This window comes from Aeromonas sp. R2-4 (assembly GCF_040908365.1).
In the GTDB taxonomy this organism is placed as follows: Bacteria; Pseudomonadota; Gammaproteobacteria; order Enterobacterales; family Aeromonadaceae; genus Aeromonas; species Aeromonas veronii.
In genome coordinates, this window is the sequence record NZ_JBFODO010000006.1 from 25,608 (window position 1) to 50,004 (window position 24,397).

At 57.7% G+C, this 24,397-nt stretch carries 20 protein-coding genes; 13 read left to right on the forward strand and 7 right to left on the reverse strand.

Annotated elements, in window-relative coordinates; all coding sequences use genetic code 11:
• Positions 1-50: 50 nt before the first annotated feature.
• Both AB5Z05_RS02815 and nagE read right to left on the reverse strand, forming a co-directional pair.
• Complete coding sequence (locus AB5Z05_RS02815; RefSeq protein WP_368150051.1) at positions 51-2,714, reverse strand: beta-N-acetylhexosaminidase; 2,664 nt, start codon at positions 2,712-2,714, stop codon at positions 51-53.
• Between the two features lie 121 nt (positions 2,715-2,835).
• On the reverse strand, positions 2,836-4,314 hold the full coding sequence (gene nagE, locus AB5Z05_RS02820; RefSeq protein ID WP_021231106.1) for an N-acetylglucosamine-specific PTS transporter subunit IIBC: 1,479 nt from the start codon (positions 4,312-4,314) through the stop codon (positions 2,836-2,838).
• Positions 4,315-4,587: 273 nt separating this feature from the next.
• Between nagE and nagB the strand changes: the two genes are divergently transcribed.
• The 3 genes from nagB to AB5Z05_RS02835 are packed head-to-tail and all read left to right on the forward strand — an operon-like array spanning position 4,588 to position 7,762.
• On the forward strand, positions 4,588-5,388 hold the full coding sequence (gene nagB / locus AB5Z05_RS02825) for a glucosamine-6-phosphate deaminase (RefSeq protein ID WP_368150052.1): 801 nt from the start codon (positions 4,588-4,590) through the stop codon (positions 5,386-5,388).
• Positions 5,389-5,397: 9 nt separating this feature from the next.
• Complete coding sequence (gene nagA / locus AB5Z05_RS02830; protein ID WP_368150053.1) at positions 5,398-6,543, forward strand: N-acetylglucosamine-6-phosphate deacetylase; 1,146 nt, start codon at positions 5,398-5,400, stop codon at positions 6,541-6,543.
• A gap of 4 nt (positions 6,544-6,547) precedes the next feature.
• Positions 6,548-7,762 (forward strand): ROK family protein, encoded by a 1,215-nt coding sequence (locus AB5Z05_RS02835; RefSeq protein WP_368150054.1) that lies wholly within the window; start codon positions 6,548-6,550, stop codon positions 7,760-7,762.
• 71 nt (positions 7,763-7,833) lie between these two features.
• Here AB5Z05_RS02835 and AB5Z05_RS02840 read toward each other — a convergent pair whose 3' ends face one another.
• Complete coding sequence (locus AB5Z05_RS02840; RefSeq protein ID WP_368150055.1) at positions 7,834-9,450, reverse strand: phosphoethanolamine transferase; 1,617 nt, start codon at positions 9,448-9,450, stop codon at positions 7,834-7,836.
• A 230-nt stretch (positions 9,451-9,680) separates the two neighbouring features.
• Here AB5Z05_RS02840 and AB5Z05_RS02845 point away from each other — a divergent pair, with 230 nt between their 5' ends.
• The 9 genes from AB5Z05_RS02845 (at position 9,681) to AB5Z05_RS02885 (ending at position 20,602) form a co-directional block, all read left to right on the forward strand.
• A complete protein-coding gene (locus AB5Z05_RS02845; protein ID WP_005359389.1) occupies positions 9,681-10,916 on the forward strand; it encodes an HD-GYP domain-containing protein in 1,236 nt (411 codons plus the stop codon).
• Positions 10,917-11,269: 353 nt separating this feature from the next.
• Positions 11,270-12,940 carry a LytS/YhcK type 5TM receptor domain-containing protein gene (locus AB5Z05_RS02850; protein ID WP_368150056.1) on the forward strand — a complete coding sequence of 557 codons (1,671 nt, stop codon included), beginning with the start codon at positions 11,270-11,272 and terminating at the stop codon, positions 12,938-12,940.
• Positions 12,937-13,641, forward strand: coding sequence for a two-component system response regulator BtsR (gene btsR / locus AB5Z05_RS02855; protein ID WP_368150057.1), 705 nt, complete (start codon positions 12,937-12,939; stop codon positions 13,639-13,641). The genes AB5Z05_RS02850 and btsR overlap by 4 nt, the downstream gene beginning before the upstream one ends.
• A gap of 140 nt (positions 13,642-13,781) precedes the next feature.
• A complete protein-coding gene (locus AB5Z05_RS02860; RefSeq protein ID WP_368150058.1) occupies positions 13,782-15,203 on the forward strand; it encodes a carbon starvation protein A in 1,422 nt (473 codons plus the stop codon).
• A gap of 211 nt (positions 15,204-15,414) precedes the next feature.
• The gene (locus AB5Z05_RS02865; RefSeq protein ID WP_005344404.1) at positions 15,415-15,753 is read left to right on the forward strand and encodes a DUF3302 domain-containing protein; all 339 of its coding nucleotides are present in this window, start codon (positions 15,415-15,417) and stop codon (positions 15,751-15,753) included.
• Positions 15,754-15,756: 3 nt separating this feature from the next.
• Positions 15,757-16,794: an HlyD family secretion protein gene (locus tag AB5Z05_RS02870; RefSeq protein WP_019445440.1), complete on the forward strand. Its 1,038-nt coding sequence runs from the start codon at positions 15,757-15,759 to the stop codon at positions 16,792-16,794.
• A gap of 104 nt (positions 16,795-16,898) precedes the next feature.
• A complete protein-coding gene (locus AB5Z05_RS02875; protein ID WP_368150059.1) occupies positions 16,899-18,659 on the forward strand; it encodes a DEAD/DEAH box helicase in 1,761 nt (586 codons plus the stop codon).
• Positions 18,660-18,771: 112 nt separating this feature from the next.
• Positions 18,772-20,211 (forward strand): D-alanyl-D-alanine carboxypeptidase/D-alanyl-D-alanine-endopeptidase, encoded by a 1,440-nt coding sequence (gene dacB, locus AB5Z05_RS02880; protein ID WP_005350510.1) that lies wholly within the window; start codon positions 18,772-18,774, stop codon positions 20,209-20,211.
• A gap of 94 nt (positions 20,212-20,305) precedes the next feature.
• Complete coding sequence (locus AB5Z05_RS02885) at positions 20,306-20,602, forward strand: GrxA family glutaredoxin (RefSeq protein WP_223849348.1); 297 nt, start codon at positions 20,306-20,308, stop codon at positions 20,600-20,602.
• 103 nt (positions 20,603-20,705) lie between these two features.
• On the opposite strand, the gene AB5Z05_RS02890 is transcribed toward AB5Z05_RS02885, so the two are convergent.
• The gene (locus tag AB5Z05_RS02890; protein WP_005337873.1) at positions 20,706-21,551 is read right to left on the reverse strand and encodes an endonuclease/exonuclease/phosphatase family protein; all 846 of its coding nucleotides are present in this window, start codon (positions 21,549-21,551) and stop codon (positions 20,706-20,708) included.
• Between the two features lie 107 nt (positions 21,552-21,658).
• Between AB5Z05_RS02890 and AB5Z05_RS02895 the strand changes: the two genes are divergently transcribed.
• Positions 21,659-21,883: a hypothetical protein gene (locus tag AB5Z05_RS02895; RefSeq protein WP_005337874.1), complete on the forward strand. Its 225-nt coding sequence runs from the start codon at positions 21,659-21,661 to the stop codon at positions 21,881-21,883.
• On the opposite strand, the gene yciA is transcribed toward AB5Z05_RS02895, so the two are convergent.
• From yciA to AB5Z05_RS02910, 3 genes are all read right to left on the reverse strand, one after another.
• Positions 21,884-22,288 (reverse strand): acyl-CoA thioester hydrolase YciA, encoded by a 405-nt coding sequence (gene yciA / locus AB5Z05_RS02900; RefSeq protein WP_005337875.1) that lies wholly within the window; start codon positions 22,286-22,288, stop codon positions 21,884-21,886.
• A gap of 59 nt (positions 22,289-22,347) precedes the next feature.
• Positions 22,348-23,181, reverse strand: a complete 834-nt coding sequence (locus tag AB5Z05_RS02905; protein ID WP_368150060.1) for an NAD-dependent epimerase/dehydratase family protein — start codon at positions 23,179-23,181, stop codon at positions 22,348-22,350.
• Positions 23,182-23,439: 258 nt separating this feature from the next.
• Positions 23,440-24,354: a hypothetical protein gene (locus tag AB5Z05_RS02910; protein ID WP_368150061.1), complete on the reverse strand. Its 915-nt coding sequence runs from the start codon at positions 24,352-24,354 to the stop codon at positions 23,440-23,442.
• Between the last annotated feature and the right edge of the window lie 43 nt (positions 24,355-24,397).

Genomic DNA, 24,397 nt, shown 5'->3' on the forward strand with positions numbered 1-24,397 from the left:
TTGGGAAAGGCGGGTCTTGCGACCCACCTCATGTTAACGGTTGACTGCTATCAGTTCAGTTCGGTGACACGGCTGGTGCGTTTGCCATCGAAGCTGGTGGTACGCAGGTAGACCTTGCCGTTCACGCTCGGCTTGGCCGCGGCGTCATAGGCACTCCAGTTGGTACCGTCCAGGCTGTACTGGATGGGCAGACCCGGCAGATCCACGTTCGCTTCCAGCACACCGTTCACTACCTTGGCACCCGGTACGGAGAGGCGGTATTCAACACCGGCCTGATCCAGTTTCGGCAGCACGCGCTGACCCAGTACGTTGGCAAACTGGTTCCACTCTTTGTTGAGGGTGGCCTTGTTGACGAACTTGGTCTCGCCGGAGAACTCACGACCCTTCACATAGTTCAGCTCGAAGCCACCTTTGTGCCAGGCACGCTCGGCCACGGAGAAGATACGCGGGTAGACCATGTACTCATACTGAGCATCGGTACGCACGGTTTCACTCCACTGCTGACCGGAGATCCCCTTGAACTTGACCGGATCCTGGTCACCCTTGGCCACGAAGGCGTTGCCATCGCGGTCAACCGAGGTCTCGGCGTTCTGCGGCAGGTTTTCCGGGGCGAAGGCAAACACCTTGCGCGTGTCGTTGAAACGGGTTGCCCAGTAGTAGCCACGCTCGGCCGGGTGTACTTCGTTCGGGAAGTCGAAGTAGAGGTAATCCGGGTTGGACAGCACCACTTGGTAACCCTTGTGGGCCCACTTCATCGCTTCGTTGAAGCCACCCCAGTAGAGGGTTTCCCAGAAGTTGACACGGGTGTTGTCGGTGGCGAAGTCCTTGGCACCGCTGGCGTACTTCAGACCATCTTCCCACGCCTGCAGGGTAGAGAAGCCGCGGTCTTTGACCATCTGGCCCACTTCCTTGGCAAAGTAAACCGGCAGCTCGCCCACTTCCTTGATCTTGCCTTCATCGATCATCTTCTGGCACATCGGGGACTTGCCAAACGGCTTGTCCTGCTTGCTGGAGTCGACGTTGCCTTTCCAGGCGACCAGCTCTTCTTTCTTGGTGACGGCCGGATCCTGATAGCCACCGCCCTGCATGATGTTCTTCGCCTCATCACCACCGTAGTGCCATGCGGTCAGCGGCTGACCGGCGGCCTGATGCATCTGGGCAACTTCATCCATTACCTTGGCCACGAAGGTGGCAGCACCTGGCTGGCAAGGGTTGATGAAGGACATCTTGTCGTAGAACTGGACGGAGGTGACGTTGGAGGTGTCAGCCGGATCAGTCAGACGGAACTGGTTGGCCTCCGCTTCTTTGCCTTCCGCCATCAGACGCTTGTAGCGCGCTTCCATGGAGACCACGGCAGCACGAGCGTGGGCCGGCATGTTGATCTCGGGGATCACGGTCACACCGCGGGCCTTGGCATAACGCACCAAGTCCACGTAGTCAGACTTGCTGTAGAAACCGGAACCCTGGTTGTCGCTGGTCGGGCCGGAACCCAGTTGCGGCATCAGGCACTTGGTTTCGGACTCGTCGTGGCAACGCTGGCTACCGACCTGGGTCAGCTCCGGCAGACCCGGGATCTCCAGACGCCAGCCTTCATCGTTGGTCAGGCCAAGGTGCAGCACGTTGAGCTTCATGGCAGACATCTGGTCAACCAGCTTCTTCATGGTATCCAGACTGCGGAAGTGGCGGGCCACGTCGGTCTGCATGCCACGGTATTCAAAGCGCGGCGCATCCTCGACGGTCATCGGGCTCACCAGCTTGTCATCAACACCCAGCAGGGAGATCAGGGATTGTGCACCCCAGAATGCCCCATCGATGTCGCGCCCCTGGATCACTGTGCCCTTCTGACCGATGGTCATGTCATAGCCTTCAGCCTGCTTGAGCTTGCTGCCGAGCTTGATGGTCACCGGGTAGCCGGTGTCGGAGAGGGTAACACCCAGCTTGGTCAGTTGAGCCTTCAGGGCCTCGGCGCGATCGCTCGGCAAGTCCAGGGCATTGAGTTTGATGGTGGAGAAGTCAACCTGCGGGCCAGCTTTGACTACCTGCTTCATCGGGGTCGGCAGGATCTGGTTGTCAATCTTGCCAGCCGGCAGCAGGGTGCTGGTCTGGTTGGCCGCGAAACGGGTCTCGCTGTTCATCAGGATGTTCTTGTCATCCTTGGTACGCTTCCAGCCATCGGCCGGCATAGGCTTCTCGTAGGTGCTGGCATCATTGATGTTGCTCATGCTGGCCAGTACTTTCGGCTCGGCACCTTCGCTGGCGACATACCAATTCGGCATGATGTCAGATTCGAACAGTACCCAGTATTCCACCACCAGCGGCACTTCGACCGTGGCATTCTTGGCAAAGCCCTGGAACTTCTCGGTTGGCGTCAAACGATAGAGATCGCCGGTCAGGTGAGTGATGGTGAACTGGTCGTTATCCACACGCTGGATACGACGGATGGAGGAGACGTAGATGCTCCAGTCTTTGGAGGTGACGTCCGCACCGGTATTGGTCAGGTGCAGCTTGGCAACGCCACAGCTCGCCCACTCGGAACCGAGCGCCTGGCAATCGAGGCCGGCACCGGCACCGTCGTTGGTGACCACTTCATACTTGACCACCAGGTTGTTGGCGAGGGAGTCGACCACAGCCTGCTTGGCGGCATCGGCTGCCTGGACCTGGCTGACAAAAACGGTAGACATGGCAATGGCTAACAGAGAATGTTTCAAGTTCATAACTGCTGCTCTCATTTGAAGTAAAGGTTGGATTTTCTTGGCTTTTTTATATGGGGCCCCTGAGCGGGGCCCTTAGTTATGTCAACAATGGACTTAGACTTGAGGTGAGCGAGTCGCTCGATTAACGCAGGGCTTTCATCTCACCGGCGATGATTTCGGCCAATGGGCCCAGAATCACCTGCAGGTTCTGCTCACCGAGTTTGACCACACCGGCCGCACCCAGGGCTTTCAGCTTGCGCTCATCGACGATGCTGCGGTCTTTCAGAGTCAGACGCAGACGGGTGATGCAGGCATCGATGGAGACCAGGTTCTCTTGACCACCCAGCACTTCCAGGTATTGCTTGGCCAGCTCGGTACGGTTGGTAGATTGAGCGGCAGCCGGAGCAGTATCTTCGTCATCTTCACGACCCGGGGTTTTCAGGTTCAGCTTGGCAATCACTACGCGGAACACGGTGTAGTAGAGGCCGAAGAAGACCAGACCTTGAGGGATCAGCATGTACCAGTTGGTCGCCAGCGGGTTACGGCTGGAGAGCACCATATCCACCAGACCGGCACTGAAACCGAAACCGGCCATCCACTGCATGGAGGCAGCGATGAACACGGAGATACCGGTCAGTACGGCGTGGATGACATACAGTACCGGCGCCACGAACATGAAGGAGAACTCGAGCGGCTCGGTAACACCGGTGAAGAAGGAGGCAAAGGCAGCTGCGATCATGATGGAAGCAACTTTCTCTTTGTTCTCTTTCTTGGCGGAGTGGTAGATGGCCAGAGCGGCACCCGGCAGACCGAACATCATGATGGGGAAGAAGCCAGCCTGATACATACCGACCACGCCTTTCACCTGCTCCAGGCTCTTGCCAGCGGCCAGAGCGGCATCGATGGTAGCCTGACCACCCAGGAAGTTCGGGATGTCGTTGATACCGGCCACGTTGAACCAGAACACGGAGTTCAGGGCGTGGTGCAGACCGATCGGGATCAGCAGACGGTTGAAGAAGGCGTAGATACCGGCACCGGTAGAGCCCAGGCTCACGATGGACTCACCGAAGGAGACCAGACCACCGTAGATTGCCGGCCATACGGCCATCAGGATGAAAGATACGACGATCATCACCACGGAGGTTACGATCGGTACCAGACGACGACCGGAGAAGAAGGAGAGTGCCTTGTGCAGCTCGACGCTGCTGAAGCGGTTGTACAGCTCAGCGGCGATAACACCACACAGGATACCCACGAACTGGTTGCTGATCTTGGCAAACGCGGCAGGAACCTGCTCCACCGGGATGCTCTTGATCTGGGCCACAGCGCCCGGGCTCAGCAAGGTGGTAACGACCAGGAAGCCGACCAGACCTGCCAGCGCAGCAGAACCGTCTTTATCCTTGGACATACCGTAAGCGACACCGACTGCGAACAGTACGGACATGTTATCGATAATGGCTGCGCCCGCTTTAATCAGGAAGGCAGCCAGCGCACTGTCACCACCCCAACCATTCGGGTCAATCCAGTAGCCAACCCCCATCAGGATCGCTGCGGCAGGCAATACCGCTACCGGCACCATCAGGGCACGGCCGATCTTTTGCAAATAACCGAGAATGTTCACGGTTCCTCTCCTTAGTTAATGTTTTTCTAGAAATTAAGTGCTTATCACGTTTGACGCATAAGCCATCAAGGCTTGATTGGCAGTCTAGGGCTTTTATTTCGCTGCGCAAATTAATAAACCGATAATCGTGATCGTTATCACCCAAACAAGATAAAGGTGGTGGATAGATGTGGCTTAGTTCGCAATCTTTATTTACGCTATAAAACAACTTGAATCCGTCTTAGCCAATTGCCACCGCCAAACCGGTCGCAACCCGACACAGAGGTATCCCATATGCGCCTGATCCCGTTGAAATCTGCCAGCCAAGTAGGCCTGTGGTCTGCTCGTTACATCGTTGACCGCATCAACGCGTTCAAGCCGACCAGCGATCGCCCTTTCGTACTGGGCCTGCCCACCGGTGGCACCCCGCTCAACACCTACAAGCGCCTGATCGAGTTGCACAAAGCCGGTGAAGTGAGCTTCCAGAACGTGGTTACCTTCAACATGGACGAGTACGTCGGCCTGCCGGAAGATCACCCGGAGAGCTACCACAGCTTCATGCACAACAACTTCTTCAGCCACATCGACATTCGTCCCGAGAACATCAACATCCTCAACGGCAATGCCGAGGATCTGGTGACCGAGTGCAAGCGCTACGAAGACAAGATCAAGTCCTACGGCAAGATCCACCTGTTCATGGGTGGCGTGGGTAACGACGGCCACATCGCATTCAACGAGCCGGCCTCTTCCCTCTCCTCCCGCACCCGGGTCAAGACCCTGACCGAAGACACCCGTATCGCCAACTCCCGCTTCTTCGGTGGCGACATGGAGCAGGTGCCCAAACTGGCCCTGACCGTGGGTGTCGGCACCCTGATGGATGCGGAAGAGATCATGATCCTGGTTACCGGTCACGGCAAGGCACTGGCCCTGCAGGCCGCCGTGGAAGGCAGCGTCAACCACATGTGGACCATCTCCACCCTGCAACTGCATCCGAAGGGAATGATGGTGTGCGACGAGCCCTCCACCATGGAGCTCAAGGTCAAGACCGTTCGCTACTTCCAGCAGCTGGAAGCCGCCAACATCGGCCGTCTGTAAGGAGTCGTCATGTACGCATTGACCAACTGCACCCTCTACACTGGCAGCTGCGTGCTGACCGGCTACGGGGTGCTTATCGAGGGCGACAAGATTGTCGCCATCTCTCACCTGGCCGAACTGCCTGCAGGCATCGAGCTGATTGACCTCAAAGGCGCCAACCTGACTGCCGGTTTTATCGACGTGCAGCTCAACGGCTGTGGCGGTGTGATGTTCAACACCGAGATCACGGTCGAGACCCTGGCAACCATGCAGGCGGCCAACCTCAAATCCGGTACCACCAGCTTCCTACCGACCCTGATCACCAGTCCGGATGCCGACATGAAGCAGGCCGTTGCGGTGACCCGTGACTACATGGCTGCACACCCCAACGAGGTGCTAGGCGTCCATCTGGAAGGGCCTTACACCAACCTCAAGCGCAAGGGGATCCACCCTGCCGCGCAAATTCGCCAGCCAGCGGACGAGATGATCGACTTCTTCTGCGCCAACGCGGATACCATCACCAAAATCACCCTGGCACCGGAGCGCAACGAGCCGGCCCATATCCGCCGTCTGGTGGAAGCGGGCATTCTGGTCTCGGCCGGTCACACTGCCGCCAGTTACGATCAGGCCATGGCCGGGTTCGATAACGGTATTCGCTTTGCGACCCACCTCTACAACGCCATGACCCCGACCCTCAACGGTCGCGAGCCGGGCGTCGTGGGGGCCATTTACGATCGCAAGGATGTCTATGCGGGCATCATCGTCGATGGGCACCATGTGCACTGGGCCAACGTGCGTCTGGCTCACAAGGCGCTGGGGGAGAGACTGGTGCTGGTCACCGATGCCACCGCGGCAGCCGGAGCGCCGGAAGGCTTTGAGAAATTTGATTTTTGTGGCACCACCGTCTTTTTACGCGATGGTCAGTGTGTCGACGAGAATGGTACACTCGGCGGTTCCTCCCTCACCATGATTGAGGGGGTGGAAAATCTGGTCAAGCAGGTCGGATTACCGCTCGATGAAGCACTGAGAATGGCCAGCCTCTACCCCGCTCGCGCCATTGGATGGGACTCACGTCTCGGTAGTATCCAGGTCGGTAAAGTAGCCAACCTCACTGTCTTCGATCAGGACTTCACGGTCCGTGGGACCGTGGTTAACGGACACTACACACAACAGTGACATCATGACTGGCGGACAAATAGCAAACGTAGATCTTATCAAGCAGGTCAACAGTGCAGCCGTGTATCGGCTCATCGACCTGCAAGGCCCCATCTCCCGGGTCAAGATTGCCGAGTTGAGTCAGCTGGCCCCGGCCAGCGTGACCAAAATAACCCGGCAACTGATCGAGCATGGCCTGATCAAGGAGACCTCTCCGCAAGCCTCAACCGGCGGGCGGCGTGCCATCTCCCTGACCACCATCAAACATCGCTTTCAGTTTGTCTCTGCCAAGCTGGGCCGCGGCTACCTGCAACTGAGTCTCTATGACCTCGATGGCAAGGAGCTCGACCAGCACGTCATTCAGGTGGCCGAGATCGACCAGCAACCCGTGGTCGACATGCTGCTGCGAGAGATTGGCGCCTTTATCGATGCCAACCGCGAACGTTGTCGCAACCTCATCAGCATCGCGCTGACCATGCCGGGTCTGGTCAACCCGGAATCCGGCATGGTCATCTACACCCCCAAGTACCAGATCCGCAATCTGGGATTGGCGAAGCTGCTTGAGAACCACTTCAACCTCCCCTGCTACGTGGGCAACGACACCCGCTCTCTGGCACTGGCCGAACACTTCTTCGGCGAGTCCCGCGACTGCATGGACTCCATTCTGGTGAGTGTCCACCAGGGAACGGGCTCCGGGATCATTACCAAGGGTCAGGTGTTCCTCGGCCAGAACCGCAACGTCGGCGAGATCGGCCATATCCAGGTCGAGCCGCTCGGCAAGCGCTGTCACTGTGGCAACTTCGGCTGCCTCGAGACCATCGCCTCCAACGAAGCGATCATCGACAAGGTGAAGGAGCTTATCAGCCGCGGCCACCAGAGCTCGCTGCAGGAGAAGCACATCACCATTCAGGAGGTGTGCAAGGCGGCGCTGGCGGGCGACGAACTGGCTCGCAGCGTCATCGAGAACGTCGGCGAACATCTGGGACGGGCGGTAGCCATCACGGTCAACCTCTTTAACCCGCAAAAGGTGCTGATCGCCGGCGAAATCACCGCCGCCGAAGAGATCCTCTTCCCGGCCATCCGTCGCTGCGTCGAGCATCAATCCCTGCCGAGCTTCCACCGTGGCCTGCCCATCGTGAAAGCCCGCTTCCAGAACCAGCCGACCTATGGCGGCTTTGCACTGGTCAAGCGCGCCCTGCTGGAGGGAGATCTGCTGCAGATCATCATGGAGCAGAAGTAAGACACTGATCTTGCGAGATAACAAAACGGCAGCCAGTGGCTGCCGTTTTCTATTGTGTGCCTGCTGGCGGTTTAGCCCGCCCGACATGGCCTGAACAGATCCAGCTTGTTGTCGTAAACACGGGTCTGCACATCCATGATCCCCAGCATGGAGTGAAAGAGGTTGTCATGGGAGAAGCGCTGGCTGCTCGCCTCCGCCGCCAGGCAACCCATATCCAGCTGGCGATCGGCCTGCAACTGGGGCGAGAACCAGGTCAGCAGCGGCACCCGGGTCTGATCATCCGGCGCAAACTTGTAGGGCGTGCCGTGCAGATAGAGCCCCATAGCCCCGAGGGATTCACCGTGATCGGAGAGATAGACCAGTCCCACATCGTACTGGCTCTCCAGCGACTTGAGCTTGTCTATCAGCAGCCCCACCACCTTGTCGGTGTAACGGATGGTGTTGTCATAGGTGTTGACCAGCTCTTCGTTGCTGCAGTTTTCAATGTCGCTACGCGGGCAGTCCGGCATAAAGGCGCGCTCGCTGGCAGGATAACGACGGAAATAGGTCGGGCCATGGCTGCCCATCAGATGAAAGGCCACCAGCTTGTTGCCCTTCATGCCGGCAATCTGCTGATCCAGCCCCTCCAGCAGCACCTCATCATAACAGGACTCCCCCTGACAGAGCGCAGGATAGGATTTGGGGAGGATCTCGATGGTCGGCACATTGCGGCACACCCCTTTGCAACCGCCATCGTTCTCTTTCCACAACACCGAGACTCCAGCATGTTGCAGCACATCGAGCAGGCCGTCACGGGAGCTGGCAAGCTGGTCATCGTAGCCGCGGCGCGTGAGGTTGGAGAACATGCAGGGCACCGAGACGGCGGTGGCCGTGCCGCAGGAGCGCACATCCCTGAACGACACCACCCCCTGCTCTTTGGCCGTGAAGCTGTTGGTCGCCTTGCCATACCCGTTAAGGGAGTAGTTCTGGCTGCGCGCCGTCTCCCCCACCACCAGGAACATCAAAGTCGGCTTGCTTCCCCGGGCCACCACCCTGGCATCTGTCCCCAGATGCTGGTAGGGGATCGGCGTGGCAAACAGCACATCCCGCCCATATTTGTAGAGGCCGTGCACATAGTTGGCGGGCACAATCTCTTTGGCCAGAGACTTGTTGTTGCGCCCGACCGAGGCGTAATCCTGATAGTAAAGTGACGCGACGCCCCCGATAAACAGCAGAGAGATAGCCAGTGCACCAGCCCGCAACGCCCCCCCCTGATACCAGCGAGCCGGATAGCGGATCCGCAGTGACCAGAGCCCCAGAACAGGCAACAGCCCGGTCAGCAGAAACCAGAGTGCAACCGAGCCATTCAAATAGGCCCCGGCCTCACCACTGTTGGTCTCCACTATGTTCTGGATCATGCCTGCATCAAAGATGACGCCGTATTTGAGCATGGCGTAGCTGACGATGGAGCCAGTCAAAATGAGCACGGTAAAAAAGGGCTTGAGCACAAACCGGAACGTGAAGGGAATAAACACGGCATTGAGCGCCGCGATCAGCACCAGCGGGATCGAGATGGCAAATCCGGCTTTGACATGGGTCAGGGCGCTGAGCACCGTATAGAAATGCAAAAAGATTGGCCAGTTCAGTACCAGGGCGAAAAAGAGCACCAGCAACAGATTGGTCTGCAGTACACCGAGAGTTACACGCATAAACAACTCCTACATACCGGCCTGCACTGCAGCGGGCCGGCCAAGCCAACAAAAACGACGGGGCCAGCGTAGGAAGTAAAACTTAAGCGCGAATTAAGAGGAGAAGCACGGCGCTCGTGCGCCCCATCACAGCACGGGGCGCTCCGCGGCCCCGAAATGGATTTTTAGTTGTCTATCCATCGGATTTTGCTAGCTTGTTGAGTAGGCATTCACGAAATGCAGGTTAACCGATGGCACTGATCCAAGCCTCGATAGAGCAATTGAGAGTAGGCCACTATATCCATCTCCCCACGGGATGGACTAACCACCCGTTTATGTTCAATACCTTCAAGATCAAGGATCAGCAGCAACTCGACATTCTCCGTCATCTTGATCTCACCCTGCTGATGGTCGACCCCGACAAGAGCGATCTGCCCATCGAGCCGCTGCTGCGCGGCGATATCCCGGATGCCGGGCCTGATCTTGATGAGCTGGAAGAGCTGATTGCCTCGGGCCCGCCCCCCTTTGACGAAAAGGCCTTTCGCCGCTCCATGCGCGCCGCCGACAAAGCCTTTGGCCAATCCATGAGCGAGCTGCGCGATGCACTCGGGGCACTCAACCTCAAACCGGATGAGGGACTGGCCAACACCGCCCAGATCGTCCGTAATGCCGCCTTCACCCTCAGTCAGCATGAAGGGCCTCTCGGGCTCCACCTTATTCGCAGCCCCCACACTGATATCCTGTTGCAACACAGCCTCAATGTGGCTTTTATTGCCATGCTGATGGCCCGCGAATTGGGGATGAATCCTATAGAACTGGAAGAGACGGGGCTTGCTGGACTTATCCACGACATCGGCGAACTGAAAATCCCGAGCCAGATCACTCAAAAACGGGGGGATCTAAACAAGGCCGAGCAGAACTTCCTCAATATGCATCCCCAGTACGGGCTGGAGATGCTGACCCAGCTCAACGCCTTTGAACCGAAAATCCGTCAGGTCGCCCATCTGCACCACGAGCGGCTCGACGGCAGCGGTTATCCGCTCGGGATCAAGGGCGGGGAGATCCCGCCGCTGGCGCGATTGATCGGGCTGGTCGACTTCTACGACGAGCTGCTCCATCCCCGCAACAGCGGCAACCCGGCCGCGCCGAGTCAGGCCATCAGCCAACTCTACAAGTTATCCCAGAAAAAGTTCGACCAGAATCTGGTCAAGTTGCTGGTCAAGGTGCTGGGGGTCTATCCGCCGGGTTCACTGGTGAAACTTTCCGACGAGAGCATTGCGTTGGTGCTCTCCACCGAACCCACCATGCCCCTCAAGCCGAAGATCCTGCCCTATATCAAGGCCCAGCGGCCGGAAGCCGTCGCCATGATCGATCTGCGGGAAGATGAACGCACCATCACTGCTTTTATCAAACAGGAAGAGCTCGATGAGGGACAACGGCAGTTCTTCAACCTGACCCGCCGCTTCTGCTACTACTTTGCATTCTGAGTTATCCCCAGAAGCTGGGGATAACTCATTGGACAAACCGGAATAATTGCTCAAACCCCCATCAGAAGGTTGCCAACTGACCATGTATAAAAAACGCCCAGCCAAGGGGCCGGGCGGAGCATGCCACCTCCGTGTGGCGTATCCAGCGGATACATTCATGCTCCATCCATCAATATCAACCCGCTGCCGCTTACACAAATATCAATTTAACATGCTGATTTAATATGGTTTTATCCACTTGTTCTGGCAAACTGACGGCCCGTTGCGCCCAGTTGGGCCAACAGAACAAGATCCTGATCACACTTATTCACGGGCTGGCTATTTTTTCAGCTGGCTTATGAGGAGCGTTTTTTATGCAGTTGGTCCTCTCCTTGCTGCAACAGATGAGCGTCAGCCTGGTGATCGCCTATCTCTTCTCGAAAAGCCCGCTGCTGCGCCCGCTTGCCAACTATTCAGTGAGACTACCTCACAAGATACTGATATACATCATCTTTTCCAGCTTTTGTATCCTCGGTACCTATGTGGGCCTCGATATCGACGATGCCATCGCCAACACCCGGGCGGTCGGCGCCGTCTTGGGGGGCTTACTGGGGGGGCCGCTGGTGGGCTTTCTGGTGGGGCTGACCGGCGGTCTGCACCGCTATACGCTGGGGGGATTTACCGATCTCGCCTGTGCCATCTCCACCACCTGCGAGGGGTTGCTCGGGGGCATAGTGCACTGGCGACTGATGCGCTCGGGGCGAACGGATGCCCTGTTTGAACCACGCATCGCCTTCTTTACCACTCTCTATGCCGAGATAATGCAGATGGTCATCATCCTGCTGGTGGCGACCCCGTTCGACAAATCCCTGCTGCTGGTGCGCACCATCGCCACCCCGATGATTCTGGCCAACTCCTGCGGCGCGGCGCTCTTTATCAGCATGATCCGCGACCAGCAGCGGATGTATGAGAAGTTCTCCCGGGTCTTCTCCGCCAAGGCACTCAATATCGCCAATCGCACAGTGGGGATCATGAGTCAGGGCTTTACCCCGGAGGCGAGCAACAAGATTGCCCGCATCATTCAGGAGGAGACCGGCGTTGGGGCGGTCGCCATCACGGACACCAAGCAGATCCTCGCCTTTATCGGCACCGGCGAAGATCATCATCTGCCGGGCACCCCCATTGCATCAGCCATCACCATGCAGGCCATCGCCCAAAACAAGGTGCTGTTTGCCGATGGCAACAGCCAACCCTATCGCTGCAGCCTCTCCCCCGCATGCCAGCTGGGTTCGGTGCTGGTGATCCCGCTGCAGGGGGACAAGGGAGTGATCGGCACAATCAAGCTCTACGAACCGAAGAAGCGGCTGTTTCTCAAGATCAACCACACCCTGGGGGAAGGGATTGCCAACCTGCTGTCACAGCAGTTGCTGGCCGGTCGGCTGGAGCAGCATCAGCGGCTGCTGGTGCAGTCCGAGTTGAAACTTATCCAGGCCCAGATCAACCCCCACTTTCTGTTCAACACCCTCAACACCATCAGTGCCATCACCCGGCGCGATCCGGACAAGGCGCGAGATCTGCTGCTGCATCTTTCACTGTTCTTTCGCAAGAACCTAAAACGCCAGAGCGGCCTTGCGACGCTGCTGGAGGAGCAGGAGCACTGCCAATCCTATCTGGAGATCGAGCTAGCCCGCTTTGGCGATCGGCTGACGGTGATAAACGAGATCCCGCCCCATCTGGCCACACTGCGACTGCCCAGCTTCACCCTGCAACCGCTGATCGAGAATGCCATCAAGCACGGCGTCTCGACCCTGCTGGAGCAGGGGCGCATTCGTCTCTGGACCGAAGAGCATCCCACCAGCGTCACCATCCATGTGGAAGATAATGCAGGCACCTGGCAAGCGCCCCCCGCTGGCGACGGTCTGGGCATGACCATTGTCGATCGGCGACTGAAAAGCGCCTTTGGCGAGCGCTATGGCGTGACTATTGCCTGCGAGCCGGAACAGTGGACCCGGGTCTCGTTCACCATCCCCAAGGAGCTACCATGATCCGCACCCTGATAGTCGATGACGAACACTACGCTCGCGAAGAGCTGAGGCAGCAGCTAGCCTGCGATCCTGCCATCGAGATCGTGGGGGAAGCGGCCAACGCCATCGAGGCGCTGCCGCTTATTCAGCGCCTCAAGCCCGATGTGGTGTTCCTCGATATCCAGATGCCCAAGCTGAGCGGCATGGAGCTGGTCGCCATGCTCGACCCCCAGCCCCGCATCGTCTTTGTCACCGCCTTTGACGAGTATGCTATTCAGGCCTTTGAAGAGAACGCCTTCGACTACCTGCTCAAACCGGTGGAGCCCGCCCGGCTCGCCAAGACCCTCGCTCGCCTCAAGCAGGATATCTCCCCACAGCCCATAGATCGGCTGGCCCCCACCATCGAACATATTCCGGGCTATCTGCACAATCGGGTCAGGCTGCTGCCCATCGCGCAGGTGGAGTATGCCTTCTCCGATCTGGGCGGGGTCCATGTGGCCTGCCAGGGCGAGCTGTTCCACACCCAGCTCACCCTCAAATCGCTGGAGGAGAAGAGCCCGCTGCTGCGCTGCCACCGCCAGTATCTGGTCTCCCCCAACGCCATCTTCGAGATCCGGCTGCTGGATAACCAGCTGGCAGAGATTGTCACCCCGAGCGGCGCCCGGGTGCCGGTCAGTCGTCGCTATCTCAAGGAGCTCAAAGATCAGCTGGGGCTGGACTGAGCCGCGGAGTGTGCGCCTGATCACAGCTGCCGACCGTTCGGCGCGTCAAAGCGCCGCTCGGGGAGTTTCACCTGCCAGTCAGGCGCAACCGTTTTAGACTCGCTCTGCACACTAAAAAATAACAATGCAGGAGCGTAGCAATGATCTGGTTCTTCCTCTGTGTCGGCTTACTTGTGGCCGGCTACTTCATATACGGCAAATTCATCGAACGGATATTCAGCCCGAAACCCGAGCTGAAAACCCCCGCCATCACCATGGCTGACGGGGTGGACTATGTCCCGATGTCGGACAAGAAAGTCTATCTGGTTCAACTGCTCAACATCGCAGGTGTCGGCCCCATCTTCGGCCCCATCCTGGGTGCCCTCTACGGCCCCGTCGCCATGCTCTGGATCGTCTTTGGCTGCATCTTCGCAGGTGCGGTACATGACTACTTCTCCGGCATGCTGTCGGTACGCGCCAAGGGTGCCTCGGTGCCAACCGTGGTCGGTGAGCATCTGGGCACCGCCGCCAAGCACTTCATGAACCTGTTTGCCGTGGTGCTGCTGATGCTGGTGGGCGTGGTATTCGTGCTGAGCCCGGCAGGGCTGCTCGCCAACCTCACCTCCACCGATCTGGTCTACTGGATCGTGGCAATCTTTGCCTACTACATCCTCGCGACCATAGTCCCCATCGACAAGATCATCGGCCGCTTCTACCCCATCTTCGGCGCCCTGCTGGTCTTCATGTCGGTCGGCCTCATCGTTGGCCTGATCGCCTCCGGCAAAGGCTTCTACAATACCGGGATGGACTTCTCCAACCTGCACCCGACCGAACTGCCACTGTGGCCGCTTCTCTTCATCACCATCGCCTGTGGCGCGGTATCAGGCTTCCACGCCACCCAGTCACCGCTGATGGCGCGCTGCATGCAGAACGAAAAATCCGGCCGCTTCATTTTCTACGGTGCAATGATCGGTGAAGGGATCATCGCCCTTATCTGGTGCACCCTGGGTCTCTCCTTCTACGACAGCACCGAAGCGCTCAACGCTACCATGGCCAACGGCGGTCCGGCAGCCGTGGTGCACGAAGTCTCCACCAGCCTGCTCGGCACCGTGGGCGGCATTCTGGCCATCCTCGGCGTGGTGATCCTGCCCATCACCTCTGGTGACACCGCGTTTCGCAGTGCTCGCCTGATCGTGGCGGACTTCCTGAAGATGACCCAGAAGCCGCTGGCCAAGCGTCTGCTGATCGCCATCCCCATGTTTATCCTTGGCTTCATCATCTCCAAGGCTGAATTCGGGGTGATCTGGCGCTACTTCGGCTGGGCCAACCAGACCACCGCCGTCATCATGCTGTGGGCTGCGGCTGCCTACCTCATCAAAGAGGGCAAGCTGCACTGGATCTGCACCATTCCCGCCATGTTCATGACTGCTGTCGTGACCACCTATCTGGCCAACGCCCCCATCGGGTTCGGGCTGGAGATGGGGACCTCCACCATTATCGGCCTGACTGCAACGGCGGCCATTACCGTGGCCTTCCTGATGAAGTTCCGCCAACCACTGGTTAGCAATCCCAGTGAAGGGTGATGTCTGACTTGAGGTGGTAAAAAAGGGGCCAAAAGGCCCCTTTTAAATTGATAAAAAAACCAATAAAACAACTCGTTATTCCCTTAAGCTCCTATACAGCACAAGCCCTTAAGATTCCGTGCGGCCTGACGATAAATATGTGATTTTCAATTGCTTTCCCGAATATATGAATCAATGATAAAGCTGTGCTTAAAGCCAGTGGAGGTTATACATGTTCCTTGATTACTTTGCCCTTGGCCTGCTCGTCTTTGTCGCGCTGGTCATCTTCTACGGAATCATCGTGATCCACGATATTCCTTACGAAATCGCCAAACATCGCAATCATCCCCATCAGGATGCCATCCATGTTGCCGGCTGGGTCAGCCTGTTTACGCTGCATGTGTTGTGGCCTTTCCTCTGGATCTGGGCAACCATCTATCGCCCCGATCGCGGCTGGGGCTTTAACCAGCGCCTGCAAAAAGATGAAGATGATATCGCGGCCCTCAGAGAAGAGCTGGCTGAACTGAAGGGCCGTCTCAACCATATCGAACAGCAAGAGCAACAGGGATAAATCATGGACCTGCTACTGATCCTGACCTATACGGCACTCTGTGTAGCCATTTTCAAAATCTTCCGCATCCCGCTCAACAAGTGGACTGTTCCGACTGCCGCGCTGGGTGGTGTGGTGCTCATCGGCACCCTCATCATGCTGATGAACTACAACCACCCCTACTCCGAGATGGCGCGCAACTACTACCTCTCCACCCCTATCGTACCGCTGGTCAAGGGCCGGGTAGTCGAGGTGCCGGTGCAAGCCAACCAGCCGGTGAAGAAGGGCGATGTGCTGTTTCGCCTCGATGACGAGCCTTTCAGACTGAAAGTGGAGAGCCTGAGCGCCCGGCTTGATGCCAACAAGGATCAACTCAAGTCCATTGACGCCAGACTACGCTCCGCCAAACTGGACAGAGATCGCGCCAGTGACCTGATGCGTCGTGGCGTCGGCAAACAGCGTGACCTCGACGTGACCCAGGCGAGCGTAGACGAGATCGCCGCCCAGATGGATCAGCAACGCGCCACGCTGGAAGATCTGCAGGCCCAGCTCGATGAAGCCAAATACCAGCTGGCTCAGACCGTGGTCTATGCCCCGAGCGATGGCCATGTGGTGCAGCTCGCCCTGCGTCCAGGCATGATCGCCACCCCCTTCATGTATCGTCCGGTGATGACCTTCATCCACAAGGATGAGACCGCCTATGTCGGCTGGTTCTGGCAGAACAGCATGCAGCGTCTGGCGGTGGGTGACGAGGCCGAAGTGGTGATTGACGGCATCCCCGGCAAGATCTTCAAAGGCAAGGTGACCGCCGTGATCCCGGCCATCGCCGCCGGCAACGTGCAGGCCAACGCTATGCTGCTGGACCAGACCAGCGCTATCCGCCCGGGCCGCATGCCGGTGCTCATCTCCATCACCGACCCCGAGTGGGCCAAGTATCAGGTAATCGCGGGTGCAAGCGGGCAGGCTGCTGTCTATACCGAGTATTTCCACCATGTTTCTGTAATGCGCAAAGTGCTGCTGCGCATGGCAAGCTGGATGAACTACCTCTTCCCCTTCCACTAAGCACGCAATGTATTCAACGGGCCGGCATCATGCCGGCCCGCTGTTTTTTGGCGGCAAGATCCCTATAATGGCGCCATCCTGCCAAGCCCCTGCGCCAAACCTGCATGTTCGTTCTCAGACCCTATCAGACCGACGCCGTCAACGCCGTGATCAACCACTTTCGCAAACATCCGGATCCCGCCGTGGTGGTGCTGCCCACCGGGGCCGGCAAGAGTCTGGTGATCGCCGAACTGGCCCGCAAAGCGCGCGGTCGGGTGCTAGTGCTGGCCCACGTCAAGGAGCTGGTGGAGCAAAACCACGGCAAGTACGAAGCGTGGGGGCTCAAAGCCGATATCTTCGCTGCCGGCCTGGATCGCAAGGAGGCGAGCGCCCAGGTGGTATTCGGCTCGGTTCAGTCGGTCGCCCGTAATCTGGATGCCTTCGACGGGGCGTTTTCGCTGCTCATCATCGACGAGTGCCATCGGGTCTCGCTCGATGACGACAGCCAGTACCATCAGGTGATCGACCATCTCAAGGCCGCCAATCCGGCCCTCAAGATCCTCGGCCTAACCGCCACCCCCTATCGCCTCGGGCTGGGCTGGATCTACCGGCGCCACTACCACGGCATGGTCAAAAGCCACGGCGAGCGGCTGTTTGGCGACTGCGTGTTCGAGCTGCCACTGCGCTTTATGGTCAAAAACGGCTACCTGACGCCGCCGCGCATGGTGGATGCCCCCATCGTTCACTACGACTTCAGCAAGTTGGTGGCGCGGGAGAACGGCCTCTTTAGCGAGGCGGAACTCAACGGCGAGCTCAAGCGGCAGGAGCGGGTTACACCCCATATCCTGAGTCAGGTACTGGAGTATGCCGCCGACCGGCAGGGGGTGATGATCTTCGCCGCTACCGTCGAACATGCCCGTGAAATCCACGGCCTGCTTGGCGCCAGAGGCCAGCTGGCGGCCCTTATCACCGGCGAGACGCCGGGGCCGGAGCGCGATGCCCTTATCAGCGCCTTCAAGGCGCGGGAGCTCAAGTTTCTGGTCAACGTGGCGGTGCTCACCACCGGCTTCGATGCCCCCCATGTCGATCTTATCGTGATGCTCAGGCCCACCGAGTCGGTCTCGCTCTATCAGCAGATCGTCGGGCGGGGCCTGCGCCTCTCGCCGGGCAAGGAGGATTGTCTGGTGCTCGACTACGCCGGCAACAACTTCAACCTGTTTGCCCCCGAAGTGGGGGAGCCTCGCCCCCACGCCGGTACCGAACCGGTACAGGTGCCCTGCCCCGCCTGCGGTTTTGCCAACACCTTCTGGGGCAAGACCGACGAGGATGGCAAGGTGATCGAGCACTACGGTCGCCGCTGTCAGGGGCTGTTCGAAGATGATGAGGGCAACCGCGAGGAGTGCGACTACCGCTTTCGCGCCAAGATCTGCCCCGGCTGCGGTGCGGAGAACGACATCGCCGCCCGCCGCTGCCAGAGCTGCGATCAGCTGCTGGTCGACCCTGACGACAAGCTCAAAGAGGCGCTCAATCTCAAGGATTGCATGGTGATCCGCTGTGCGGGGCTAACCCTCACAGCCGGGCGCGGCAAACAGGGGGAGCGGCTGGAGGTGACCTACCACGATGAGGATGGGCTGACCCTCAGTGAATACTTCGGATTTCACTCCCCGGGCGCACGGCGCTTGTTTCAACAGCACTTTGTGCGTCATCATTGGCCCGCCCCGGGGCTGGAGCCCGAATTTGCCACCCTGGCGAGCGTGCTGGCCGCGCAAAGCCAGTTCCGTCATCCGGATTTTGTCATCGCCCGCAAATCGGGTCGCTTCTGGCAGATAAAAGAGAAAATTTTTGATTATGAGGGTCGCTATCGTACCGCCAACTCGATGACATGATGGCGACCGGCATACATGGCATGAATTGCATTACCCCGTCGATCCCGCATCGGCTGGTTGAATTATCAGGGTCGGCACCACTGCCGGGCCCTTCGTCACGTTAGAGGATGTTATGCAGCGGCTGTTGATTGGTTTTTGTGCTCTCTTTTCTTCTCTGGCGGCTCACGCCGCCCCGCTGACTCCCCCTCAGGGTGGCCAGTACGCCATCATGGTGCAGGGCAATAACGGCGTCGAGTTCGCCCGCCACGCCGATCAGATGATCGCCCCCGCCTCCACCATGAAGGTGCTCACCGCGCTGGCGGCCCGCCTCGAGCTGGGTGCCGACTTCCGCTTCGCCACCGACATTCAGGCCCAACCCGGAGCCAAACAGGGTGACACCATCAACGGCGATATCTGGATCAACTTCGTCGGCGACCCCACCCTCTCCCGGATGGATCTGCTGGCCCTGTTCAAACAGCTCGGCGTCACCAGCATCAAGGGCAATGTCTACGTCAACACCGGCGCCTACAACGGCTACGAGCGCGGCAACGGCTGGTCGTGGGGGGATCAGACCCTCTGCTTCGCCGCTCCCGTCTCCTCGGTCATCATCGACAAGAACTGCGCCTACGGCACCATCACCGCCACCCAGATTGGCAAACCGGCGGTCGGCAATGTAGCTACCGGCGTCCCCATCGGCATCGGTGCCGACAACGTGGAGGTGATGAGCTATGGCGATATGGCGCGCCAGTTCTGCGCACTGGAAGTGGACATGGCCAAGGGCAACTTCTACGAGCTCAAGGGTTGCATTACTCCGAACAAGGAGCCGCAGGGACTGCGTTTCGCCATTCACGACGTGGAAGCCTGGGGCTGGGACAACATCCGCTGGGCGATGAACCGGGCCGGTATCAAGCATGATGGTCTGCTGCGGGTCACCCACAAGGCCCCTGAAGGGGCTGAGACCCTCGGCACCCACTACTCGGTCTCCCTGCCGGTGATGCTGGCCAAGATGCTGAAGAAATCGGACAACCTCTATGCCGACACCTTCCTCAAAACCGTGGGCCGTCACTACTACAACAAGCCGGGCAGCTATCGCAGCGGCACCATGGCGGTGCGCGCCATCCTGACCAAGAACGGCATCGATCTGGGCAATGCCACCCTGGCTGACGGCTCCGGTCTCTCCGCTCACAATCTCATCAGCGCCCGTCAGATGATGTCGGTGCTGAACTTCATCCAGAAAAATGATGCCGAGCTTGGCCTGATCAAGCTGCTGCCAAGCTCCCAGGTGGATGGCACCCTGGCGTGGCGCCGCAGCGTCACCGCCCCCATGATGAAGAACAAGGTGCACGCCAAGACAGGGACCATCACCGGCACCTCCAATCTGGTGGGCTTTATCGACACGGCAGGCGGCCAGCGCAAGGCGTTCGTGATGTTCCAGCGCGGCCTGTCCCAAGATCCAGCCACCCATGAGCGCTACCGTGCCAGCAAGGCGCCGTGGCCCTGGACTGTATTCGAGAAGGGGGTGCTGGAGAGCATCTATCAGCAGCAGCCGATCCAGATCGCCGACGAGAGCTGAGCCAATAGGCCCACTCGAATCACGGTATCGATAATTTCGGCTTCAAGTCGCCACGAGGCAGGGCTATGCTGTTGCCTGCCTCATATCAACGGCCATACATAAACGGCTTAAAAAACGGAGAGAAAATATGTTTGCAGTGATTTTTGGTCGCCCGGGTTGCCCCTACTGTGTCCGTGCCGTACAGATCGCCGAGCAGCTGACCGAACAGCGCGATGACTTCAAATTCCGCTACGTGGATATCCATGCAGAAGGCATCACCAAAGAAGATCTGGCCAAGAGCGCCGGCAAGCCGGTCAACACAGTGCCGCAGATCTTCCTGGACGAGCAGCACATCGGTGGCTGCACCGATTTCGAAGCCTACGCCAAAGCGAATCTGGGTCTCTACCAGTAATTTCTGCGGGTCATCCCGAGCGGGTTGACCGCCAGAGCGTATAAAAAAATCCGGCGCCATCAAGCGCCGGATTTTTTTATGAGCGGAACTCGCACTACCCTTGTCAGGGAGTCACAGACTGGGCGGCAAAACGCGCAATGATGGGGTTGTGATCCGAACTGTCGGTGGCCGGTGAACTCACCTCGACCAGATCCAGATTGCGGTAGTAGAGATGATCCAGTGGGCGACCGAAGGCGGTACGGCGCAGGTCAGGCACCGGCACGGCCTCTTGCAGACCCAGCTCGTCCACCAATTTATTCAGCCAGAACTGGCGCTTGTCGCTCCAGGTATTGAAATCACCGGCCAGGATCACCGGCCCCTGATGGCGGCGCACCAAGGCAGTCAAATCGTTGAGCTGCTCGCGGAAGGTAGCCATCCCCAGCTCGAAATTGACCGCATGGATATTGATGACCATAACGCCGTCAGGATCGCCCTGCAGCGGATAGAGGCTCACCAGCCCGGATTTGGGGATGCGCAGCAAAGGCTCGGGGGAGCGCACGCCACAGACGAACGCCTGCGGGGTCTTGGCCACCGTCATTACCCCGAACGAGACGCCGCCCTGGGTGAAGGCTTGCAGCTGTTGCCACTGGAAATCACCGGCGCGCAGCCAGTCGAGCATATCGGGACGGGTGGCCGACTCTTGCAGCAGCACCAGATCCTGCCCCTTGGCATAACTGTCCATCCCTTCACGCCAGTTTTTGCGCTGGCCCTTGTAGAGATTCCACACCGTCACCCCGAATTCACGGGGCAGCGCCGTGGTCGCCAACGCTACCAGCGGCGGACGCTGGCAGTCGAGTCCCGGCACAATCCCTTGAGCTGTGACCAGATGGTTCTGATCCGGCACCTCAAAACAGCCTACCAACCCCAGGGTCAGCAGGGAGGTGCCAAGAATGCGATAACTATTTTTCATTGGCTAACAACCGCCCGCCTTTGCTTTTTGTTGCGACCATCACAAACGTCATCCACGCCGACTAAGCTGATAGTCCCTGTTCCACCCAACCAGAAGGACCTTGTCTCATGGCGAAAGAACTTCGGTACAACGTGACGTTTTATGATCAACAAGGAAATTGTCATCAAGTGGAGCTGGCCACCGTCTATCAGATAAGACGGGACCCTCAATGCGATCTCTGCCTGTTTGACACCCTGCAATATGTGGGCTCGGAAGAGATGCTGGAACGCATGATACGGCAAAAAACCGGGCTTGAGCAGGAAATATCCATCATCAATGCCCGGCTGATTTAATCAGGCACTCACCGGAACCGGGCGGGATTTGCCCTGTTCGTCGATGGCGACATAGGTGAAGATCCCCTCGGTCACACAGTAACGCTGGGCATCGTTTTCCCGCAGTACCGGCTTGACCCACACCTCCAGCTTGAGCTTCATGGAGCTGCGGCCGATCTTCATGCAGCGGCCGTAGCAGCAGACCACATCGCCCACCTTGACCGGACTGTGAAAGGTCATGCCTTCGACGGATACGGTACAAATACGTCCTTTTGCCAGCTCCTTGGCCATAATGCCCCCACCTATATCCATCTGGGACATGATCCAGCCACCAAAGATGTCACCATTGGGGTTGGTATCGGCTGGCATTGCCAGGGTTCTCAGCAACAACTCCCCATCGGGGTGACGTTTTGTATCTACCATCATTACCGCCTCTCTCTCATGGATGGCGGCATGATAGGGGGCGATCACCCCCTTGGCAAACCTCAATTGCCCGAGGCGGCGAGCTCGGCAAACCAGTGGGCCGGATCGGGCCAGCGATAGTTGAATCCCATCTGCTGGCAAATCAGCTGACCGTCGATGGGCTGAAATTCACCGGCAGGCTCGATAAAGACCGGCGCAGGCAGCCCCTGCTGGCGCGCCGCAAAGGGATAGAACTGCTCGCGGCGCGGATGCACCGGCGCGCTCAGGTTGAACACATCCCCGTCCTTGCCCCGCTCCAGCAGCAGCATGCAAGCCGCCACCACATCGTCCAGATGGACCAGATTGACCGACTGGGCGCCGCCATCCAGCGTCTTGCCCGCCAGGAAACGACCGGGATGGCGATCCGGGCCATAAAGGCCGGAGGGGCGCACTATCATCACCGCCTCGAAACCGGCCGCCAGCACCGCCTGCTCCGCCGCCAGCATCCGCTCGCCACGGGCATGGCGGGGTTTGGGCTGTTCCCCCTCCTGCTGCCCTGCGCCCCACACCGAAGTGGCGCTGACAAACAGTACCCGCCGGGTGCCACTCGCCTTGGCCAATGCGCAGGCCTTGGCCACCGCCTGCGGGTAGTCATCGGTCTTGCTCGGCGGTACGCAGATAACCAGCGATTCGCAGGGGATGGGCCACGGCGCTTTTTGATCAGCGATGGGCATCTCGGCAGAAATCGTCAGCGGATAGGCGTTGATCCCCTCCCCCTGCAAACGGGCCGCCTTCTCGGGGCTGCTGACCGTCACCGCCACCTGCTTGCCTGCCGCCAGCAGGGCCCGCGCCAGCGGCAACCCAAGCCACCCCGCCCCCAGAATGCCGATCGTCCCGGCGAAATGTTGTTCTGTCATCGACCCTTCTCCTGCTTGACGCTATTTGCCCCGCAGCTTACCTGCCTTGGAAAGAAAAGGAAGCCTTAACCTGCGGATAAATAAATGATGCCAAGACAACAACATATCATTACGTTAGGGACGTTATATTTTCTCAATATTCTTTCTTGGCCAGCCCCACAGAACGCTAGCCTTTCTTCATAACTAGCTATGGGCACAGCACAGTTTTCAACCTACCCAGCACGAATAAAATCCGATTATTTAATATTCACAACATTCTTATCTAGCTGAGACAGCATGTTCACACTCTGGACATGGGATGCTTTTTATTGTGTATGGCGCATCTTTTAACGCTACTTTGAATACATGGCGACACGCCTCACATAAAAACCACCTAGGATCAGATTCTTTTATATTTTTAGTTTTACTATCATAGCCAGAAGTCACATTCTTTTTCTGAGGCACTACGACATCAATATGGCTAGCAACTTTATTTTTCAGCTTAGCCTTATCAATATTTTCGTTAACAACCCTCACTCTTTCATCTAATTTCATCTTTAATTCAGACTTCTTTGCATGAGCTTCAGGATTAGATAGCCATTTTTTATTAGCTACGCTTTCAATAATCAATTGTTTTAGAGCCTCTTTCGTTGTTGTATAAGTCACCTTAAATAAGTCGATTTCAATTGCATACATTTCATTGGCCCTAATCCATTTCAGTTTCTCAGTATCCACAAAGTGTGTTACTGCAATTTCAATTAGATAACGAGTTGAACTGTTGTAGGCAATTATATCAGGTCTGATAACACTCAATTGTTGCTCTAACTTCACATGACTAAATTTCATTAATGATTCTTCAGTTACCATACACGTTTCTTCATGAGAATTCCCAAGTTTATCCTTTTGGGTGACTGTTACTGATAGCTTGGGGAATTTTGAAACACCTTCTTCACTTAGAATTTGTTTGGCCATTAAATGAATTGATGTTTCAAAAGCTGACTCACACGCCTTCGTTGTTTTAGTTGCATTGGATGGATCATGAGAAAAGTAATGTGAAACTTTTTGTCCTTTATTCGCCTGTAATTTCCCATGGCAAGATGGACATATACAACCACAAGCAAGCCCAGATTTCACTTCTGAAACCTCAACTAAAACACCGTCTCTCAAACCAAAGGGTATCTTATTATTAGACATTCTAAAATTAACCTCCATGTTGACAAGTTGCCGCTTAAAACAA

What these genes read in the sequence shown, in the direction of transcription:
- AB5Z05_RS02815 (WP_368150051.1), bottom strand. Translation starts at nt 2,714, where the DNA reads ATGAACTTGAAACATTCTCTGTTAGCCATTGCCATGTCTACCGTTTTT.
- nagB (WP_368150052.1), top strand. Translation starts at nt 4,588, where the DNA reads ATGCGCCTGATCCCGTTGAAATCTGCCAGCCAAGTAGGCCTGTGGTCT.
- nagA (WP_368150053.1), top strand. Translation starts at nt 5,398, where the DNA reads ATGTACGCATTGACCAACTGCACCCTCTACACTGGCAGCTGCGTGCTG.
- AB5Z05_RS02835 (WP_368150054.1), top strand. Translation starts at nt 6,548, where the DNA reads ATGACTGGCGGACAAATAGCAAACGTAGATCTTATCAAGCAGGTCAAC.
- AB5Z05_RS02840 (WP_368150055.1), bottom strand. Translation starts at nt 9,450, where the DNA reads ATGCGTGTAACTCTCGGTGTACTGCAGACCAATCTGTTGCTGGTGCTC.
- AB5Z05_RS02845 (WP_005359389.1), top strand. Translation starts at nt 9,681, where the DNA reads ATGGCACTGATCCAAGCCTCGATAGAGCAATTGAGAGTAGGCCACTAT.
- AB5Z05_RS02850 (WP_368150056.1), top strand. Translation starts at nt 11,270, where the DNA reads ATGCAGTTGGTCCTCTCCTTGCTGCAACAGATGAGCGTCAGCCTGGTG.
- btsR (WP_368150057.1), top strand. Translation starts at nt 12,937, where the DNA reads ATGATCCGCACCCTGATAGTCGATGACGAACACTACGCTCGCGAAGAG.
- AB5Z05_RS02860 (WP_368150058.1), top strand. Translation starts at nt 13,782, where the DNA reads ATGATCTGGTTCTTCCTCTGTGTCGGCTTACTTGTGGCCGGCTACTTC.
- AB5Z05_RS02865 (WP_005344404.1), top strand. Translation starts at nt 15,415, where the DNA reads ATGTTCCTTGATTACTTTGCCCTTGGCCTGCTCGTCTTTGTCGCGCTG.
- AB5Z05_RS02870 (WP_019445440.1), top strand. Translation starts at nt 15,757, where the DNA reads ATGGACCTGCTACTGATCCTGACCTATACGGCACTCTGTGTAGCCATT.
- AB5Z05_RS02875 (WP_368150059.1), top strand. Translation starts at nt 16,899, where the DNA reads ATGTTCGTTCTCAGACCCTATCAGACCGACGCCGTCAACGCCGTGATC.
- dacB (WP_005350510.1), top strand. Translation starts at nt 18,772, where the DNA reads ATGCAGCGGCTGTTGATTGGTTTTTGTGCTCTCTTTTCTTCTCTGGCG.
- AB5Z05_RS02890 (WP_005337873.1), bottom strand. Translation starts at nt 21,551, where the DNA reads ATGAAAAATAGTTATCGCATTCTTGGCACCTCCCTGCTGACCCTGGGG.
- AB5Z05_RS02895 (WP_005337874.1), top strand. Translation starts at nt 21,659, where the DNA reads ATGGCGAAAGAACTTCGGTACAACGTGACGTTTTATGATCAACAAGGA.
- yciA (WP_005337875.1), bottom strand. Translation starts at nt 22,288, where the DNA reads ATGATGGTAGATACAAAACGTCACCCCGATGGGGAGTTGTTGCTGAGA.
- AB5Z05_RS02905 (WP_368150060.1), bottom strand. Translation starts at nt 23,181, where the DNA reads ATGACAGAACAACATTTCGCCGGGACGATCGGCATTCTGGGGGCGGGG.
- AB5Z05_RS02910 (WP_368150061.1), bottom strand. Translation starts at nt 24,354, where the DNA reads ATGTCTAATAATAAGATACCCTTTGGTTTGAGAGACGGTGTTTTAGTT.